Source organism: Stenotrophomonas sp. 2YAF22 (assembly GCF_052114665.1).
Lineage (GTDB): Bacteria > Pseudomonadota > Gammaproteobacteria > Xanthomonadales > Xanthomonadaceae > Stenotrophomonas > Stenotrophomonas indicatrix.
The window spans coordinates 1-5,283 of sequence record NZ_JBFRFE010000284.1 but is presented as its reverse complement, the minus strand read 5'-3'; the positions used below and the strand labels follow the sequence as shown (position 1 = coordinate 5,283).

Here is a 5,283-nt window from a genome sequence, read left to right as displayed (position 1 = left end):
GGCCGGCACTAGCTCACCCCAACGCCTCGGCCCACCACAACGCTGCCGGCCCCGGTGGCGTATCGCGGCGCCACACCAGGTCGCTGTGGATGCGCCTCGGCCAGCCCGGCACGCGCAGTTCCAGCAGGCGGCCCCGGTCGTAGCGCTGCACCAGCGCACGCGGCAGCTCGGCCCAGCCGATGCCGTCCTCGGCCATCTCCATCACCATCAGGTAGTCCGACGCGGTCCATGCCGGCCCACTGATCGGCGGTGCGTGGTCGACCTGCGCACTCAGCCGCACCTGCCGATGCCGGGCCAGTTGCGCCGCCGCGCGCACGCCCGCCTGCGCAAGCGGATGGTCGCTGGCCACGTACACCGCCAGTTCGCTGTGGTGGGCCAGGGGCTGGGCCACCAACGCATCGGGGTACTGCGCCTGTCGCGGCAGCAGTCCCAACCCGGCGCGGCCAGCATCAACCAGTTCCAGCACGTCGCGCCCCTCGGCATCCAGCCATTCCAGCTCGATCTCGGGAAATGCCTCGGCAAACCGCTGCAGCACACGTTGCGCCGGATCGAGCTGGTAGACATCGGAGAACACCACGGTCAGGCGTGGCTCCACGGGTGCGGCCAGGCGCACGCTGAGTTGCTGCAGGCGCGCGTCGGCGGCAAGGATTTCCTGCGCGTGGCCCAGCACCTGCCGGCCGGCGTCGGTCAACTGCGGATAGCGGCCGCTGCGGTCGAACAGAACCATGCCCAGGTCCGCTTCCAGATGGGCAATGGCAGTGCTGACCGTGGACTGGGTCTTGCGTAGCCGGCGGGCGGCCGCCGAGAACGAGCCCAGCGCGGCAGCCTCGACGAAGGCCTGCAGGGATTCGGGAGAATAGGGCATTGATCCATCGCTCCTGTCGATGGAATCCATTTTGATACCACCGTAAAAGACGATGATACTGGCCGCCGTCGTCCCTGTCTGCGGGGGCGTTCCGGATCATCCACGCACGGCGTGGATCTACTGATGACGGGGCGCGGTCCCCGTCCCGCAAGGAGCTTCACATGTCCCGTACTGTTCCCGCCCGTGGCGCCTTCGTCGCCTGGGCCTGCCTGACCGTGGCGATCGTCGCCGAAGTGGTCGGCACGTCCTTCATGGCCCATGCCGCCCGCGATGGCGGCTGGACCGGCTATGTGGTGATGGCCGCCGCGCTGGCGCTTTCCTATTACTTCCTGGCGCTGTCGGTGCGCCGCATCGCCGTCGGCGTGGCCTATGCGGTGTGGGAAGGCCTGGGCCTGACCCTGCTGACCGTGGTCGGCATCAGCGTGTTCGGTGAGAGCCTGTCGCTGCAGCAGCTGGCCGGTCTGGTGCTGGCGGTGGTCGGCATCGTCTGTGTCACCCTCGGGGAGGCGCACTGATGAACTTGATGGCCTTGTTTTTCGTGATCTGCTCGGCGCTGATCGATGTGGCCGCGAACATGATGGTGGCCAAGTCCGATGGCTTCCGTCGCTGGCGTTGGGGTGTCGGCGCCATCGTGCTGGTCTGGATCGCCTTTGCCCTGCTGGGCCAGGCCGTGCGCTACATGGACCTGGCGACCGCCTATGCGATGTGGGGCGCGATCGGCGTGATCGGTACGGCCACCTGCGGTCGCCTGCTGTTCGGCAACCGCCTGCGCCCGATCGGTTGGATCGGCATCGGCCTGGTCACGGCGGCCGTGCTGCTGCTCAGTACGGCGTGATCCCGGCTTGATTGCGGCGATCAGTGAGGTGGCCGACACTTGGGCTTTCCCGCAACGGAGTGCCCGCATGTTCAGTCACGTCACTGTCGGAACCAACGACATGGCGGCTTCCCGCCGCTTCTACGATGCCTTGTTCACTGCCATCGGCGGTCGCGCAGGCGTGTTCGATGACGAGGGCAAGCTGGTCTATATCAAGGATGGACGGATGTTCATGGTCATCCCGCCCATCGATGGCGAGGCGGCGTGCCATGCCAACGGCGGCACCATCGGCTTTGCGCTGGCAGACCCGCAGGCRGTGCATGTCTGGCAGGAAGCGGGGGTCGCCCACGGCGGTACCGCGGTGGAAGACCCGGCCGGCGTGCGGCACAAGGCCGGGCGCCAGTTGTACCTGGCCTACCTGCGTGATTCCGACGGCAACAAGCTGTGCGCCGTGCATGTGATGGGGTGAATCGTCGGTGCCGGACGCGGCGTGTCGTAATCGGACCAAAGTGACAACGCCGCCCGGCACGCCCGCCGGTCTGCAGGCGCGCGCGTAGCACGGAAATCCAGCCGTTCAAGCCTGCGCGGTGCCACGACTTCATCCTGTGTCCACTGCGATTCAGCCAGAATCGGTCGGCTTACTCTTTGATCGATCCGGAGATGGCTGCCCATGGAAGCACTGGAGCCTCAACATCAGCCGGTGCGAACCCTGCGGCCCGTCTTCGCCTTCGCGGCGATCGTTGTCGTTGCCTTCGCACTGTTCGTCAGCCTGTATCCGATCGGCGCCGGTCGCCTGCTGGTCAAGGCGCAGGACTGGGCCGCGCTCAACGTCGGCTGGTACTACCTGCTGGCGATGACCCTGTACCTGGTGTTCGTGGTCGGCGTGGCGCTGTCCAAGTACGGCGGCATCAAGCTCGGTGCCGACCATGACGAACCGGAGTTCAGCTACCTCTCCTGGGCCGGCATGCTGTTCGCAGCAGGCATCAGCATCACCCTGTTCTTCTTCTGCGTTTCCGAGCCGCTGACCCACTACCTGCAGCCGCCGCAGGGCGATCCGGCCGCGGGCGAGGCCGGTGCGCGCCAGGCCATGCAGCTGCTGTTCCTGCACTGGGGCCTGCATGGCTGGGGTGTGTTCGCGCTGGCGGCGATGGCGATGGCCTATTTCGCCTACCGGCACAACCTGCCTTTGGCATTGCGGTCTGCGCTGTATCCGCTGATCGGCAAGCGCATCAACGGCCCCATCGGCTATACCGTCGACGCCCTGGGCATCGTCGCCACCGTGTTCGGCATCGGCGCGGACATGGGCTTCGGCGTGCTGCATCTCAACGCTGGGCTGTCGCACCTGTTCAACGTGCCGCACTCGAACATGGTGCAGATCCTGCTGGTGGTGGCGATGATGGGCGCGGCGGTCGCAGTGGCCGTGTCCGGCGTGGAGAAGGGCGTGCGCTGGATGGCCAACATCAACATGCTGCTGGCGATCGCGCTGGTGCTGTTCATGCTGTGCGCCGGTCCCACCCAGTACCTGCTCAGCACGCTGATGCAGAACCTGGGCGACTACCTGGGCAGCGTGGTGGGCAAGAGTTTCGACGTATACGCCTATGGCGGCCGGCCGGAATGGCTGGGCGGCTGGACGGTGTTCTACTGGGCCTGGTGGATCGGCTGGGCGCCGTTCGTCGGCCTGTTCATCGCGCGCATCTCGCGCGGCCGCACCATCCGCGAGTTCGTGTTCGGCGTATTGCTGATCCCGCTCGGCTTCACCCTGGCGTGGCTGTCGATCTTCGGCAACAGCGCGCTGGACCAGGTGCTGCACCATGGCCAGCAGCAGTTGGCGCAGCTGGCGGTGGATGACCCACCGACGGTGCTGTATGCGTTGCTGGATGGCTACCCGTGGAGCAAGGCGGTGATCGGGGTGACCGTGCTGGTCAGCTTCATCTTCTTCGTGACGTCGGCCGATTCCGGGGCGGTGGTGCTGTCCACGCTGTCCTCGCATGGCGGTGCGCCGGAGGACGATGGCCCGCGCTGGCTACGCGTGTTCTGGGGCACGGTGATCGCGGTGCTGACCGCTGGCCTGCTGCTGGCCGGCAGCATCGATGCCCTGAAATCAGCAGTGGTGCTGGCCTCGTTGCCGTTCTCGGCGGTGCTGCTGTTGATGATGTGGGGCCTGACCCGTGCCTTCAGTGACGAGTCGCACCGCAAGCGCGCGCAGCAGTTCAGGCCATCGCCGCTGATCGGCGATGACCGGCACCACCAGGGCTGGCGCCAGCGCCTGACCCAGGCCATGCACTTCCCGGTACGCGACCAGGTGTACCGCTTCATGGATGACACGGTGAAGCCGGCGATGGAGGCGGTGGCCGAGCAGCTGCGCGAGCAGGGCTGGGACGTGCAGACGCGGTTCGAAGCGGGCGACATGGAGCTGTCGGTCAACCACGGCGAGCAGCAGGACTTCCAGTACCGGGTGATCCTCAGTGGCTACCTGACCCCGTCCTTCGCCGCGCAGCAGCTGCGCAACCAGCGCTACTACCGCGCCGAGGTGCATCTGTACGAGGGTAGCCAGGACTACGATCTGGTCGGCTACAGCCGCAAGCAGATCATCAACGACATCATCAGCCAGTACGAACGGCACCTGCAGTTCCTGCACCTGAGCCGTTGATGCAGCCACGCCGGGCATGGCCCTTGCCTTTGGTGGGTGCGGACCATTGGTCCGCACACTCCTGTAGTGCCGGCCGCTGGCCGGCAACGGGAACGGGGCGGCGGCATGCCCGCCGCCCCTTTGCACATCAGAACCGGTAACGCGCGCCCAGCGAAACGAACTGCCCGCGCAGGTTGTACTGGCTGATGTCGAAGCCGTTGGAACCGCCGGCCGGATCGAACGGCGGGTCCTTGTCGGTCAGGTTCAGCACCGACAGCGACAGCGTGGTCTTCGGAATGCCTTCATAGGCCACGTACAGGTCCAGCTGGTGGTACGGCTTGACCCGATCGCGCAGGCCCGGATTGCTGGTGGCCGTGGCTACGCGCTGGTCATAGCCGCTCATGTACTGCAGGCTCAGCGTGCTGCTCCAGTCGCCCACCGCCCAGTTCAACGAAGTGGTGCCGCGGGTGCGTGGCAGCGCGCCATGGCGGTTGTTGCCGGCGCCGTCATAGGGCGCCTGGCCGGCCACCAGCGGCTGCTTGAAGCTGAGCAGGTGGGTCCAGCTGCCGGCCACGGTGAAGTTGCCCCAGCCGTCGGTGCGGAAGGTACGGTTGGCTTCCAGGTCGATGCCCGAGGTGGTCAGCTCGCCCTGGTTGGCGTACTGGTTGGTGATGATCTGGATGCGGCCCTGCGCATCGCGCTGCACGCGACCGGGGAACAGGCCCGGATTGTCGACGATGAACTGCGCGCTGTCCGGCTTGACCAGGTTGTCCTGTTCGATGCGGTACCAGTCCAGGCCGATGCTGGAATCGGCATCGGGTGACCACACGGCGCCGACGTTGAGGTTGCGCGAGCGCTCGGCCTTCAGGTCCGGATTGCCGGTGCGCAGGTTGGTCACGCCGCGGCTGCCGCCGGGCTGCAGCGGATCGAACGGGTCGACCACCGAGCCGTAGCTGATGGTCTGCCCCGGTGCGA

The 5,283-nt window shown here is 66.8% G+C and carries 6 protein-coding genes; 4 read left to right on the top strand and 2 right to left on the bottom strand.

The features are described 5' to 3' along the window. Positions 1-13: 13 nt before the first annotated feature. On the bottom strand, positions 14-865 hold the full coding sequence (locus AB4Y84_RS12420) for a LysR family transcriptional regulator (protein WP_033831329.1): 852 nt from the start codon (positions 863-865) through the stop codon (positions 14-16). 161 nt (positions 866-1,026) lie between these two features. Between AB4Y84_RS12420 and AB4Y84_RS12415 the strand changes: the two genes are divergently transcribed. From AB4Y84_RS12415 to betT, 4 genes are all read left to right on the top strand, one after another. Further along, positions 1,027-1,380 (top strand): SMR family transporter, encoded by a 354-nt coding sequence (locus AB4Y84_RS12415; protein ID WP_059064403.1) that lies wholly within the window; start codon positions 1,027-1,029, stop codon positions 1,378-1,380. Next, positions 1,380-1,700, top strand: a complete 321-nt coding sequence (locus AB4Y84_RS12410; RefSeq protein WP_032975307.1) for a DMT family transporter — start codon at positions 1,380-1,382, stop codon at positions 1,698-1,700. Before AB4Y84_RS12415 ends, AB4Y84_RS12410 begins: the two co-directional genes overlap by 1 nt. 100 nt (positions 1,701-1,800) lie before the next feature. Beyond that, positions 1,801-2,148, top strand: a complete 348-nt coding sequence (locus AB4Y84_RS12405) for a VOC family protein (RefSeq protein ID WP_442244826.1) — start codon at positions 1,801-1,803, stop codon at positions 2,146-2,148. Between the two features lie 201 nt (positions 2,149-2,349). Continuing rightward, positions 2,350-4,329, top strand: coding sequence for a choline BCCT transporter BetT (betT, locus tag AB4Y84_RS12400; protein WP_025878562.1), 1,980 nt, complete (start codon positions 2,350-2,352; stop codon positions 4,327-4,329). Between the two features lie 127 nt (positions 4,330-4,456). Here betT and AB4Y84_RS12395 read toward each other — a convergent pair. Continuing rightward, a partial coding sequence (locus AB4Y84_RS12395) for a TonB-dependent receptor domain-containing protein (protein WP_442250209.1) occupies positions 4,457-5,283 on the bottom strand: 827 nt, incomplete at its 5' end.

Bases quoted from the DNA above. Each gene is read 5' to 3' on its own strand.
- AB4Y84_RS12410 (WP_032975307.1), top strand. From the start codon at position 1,380: ATGAACTTGATGGCCTTGTTTTTCGTGATCTGCTCGGCGCTGATCGAT.
- AB4Y84_RS12415 (WP_059064403.1), top strand. From the start codon at position 1,027: ATGTCCCGTACTGTTCCCGCCCGTGGCGCCTTCGTCGCCTGGGCCTGC.
- AB4Y84_RS12420 (WP_033831329.1), bottom strand. From the start codon at position 865: ATGCCCTATTCTCCCGAATCCCTGCAGGCCTTCGTCGAGGCTGCCGCG.
- betT (WP_025878562.1), top strand. From the start codon at position 2,350: ATGGAAGCACTGGAGCCTCAACATCAGCCGGTGCGAACCCTGCGGCCC.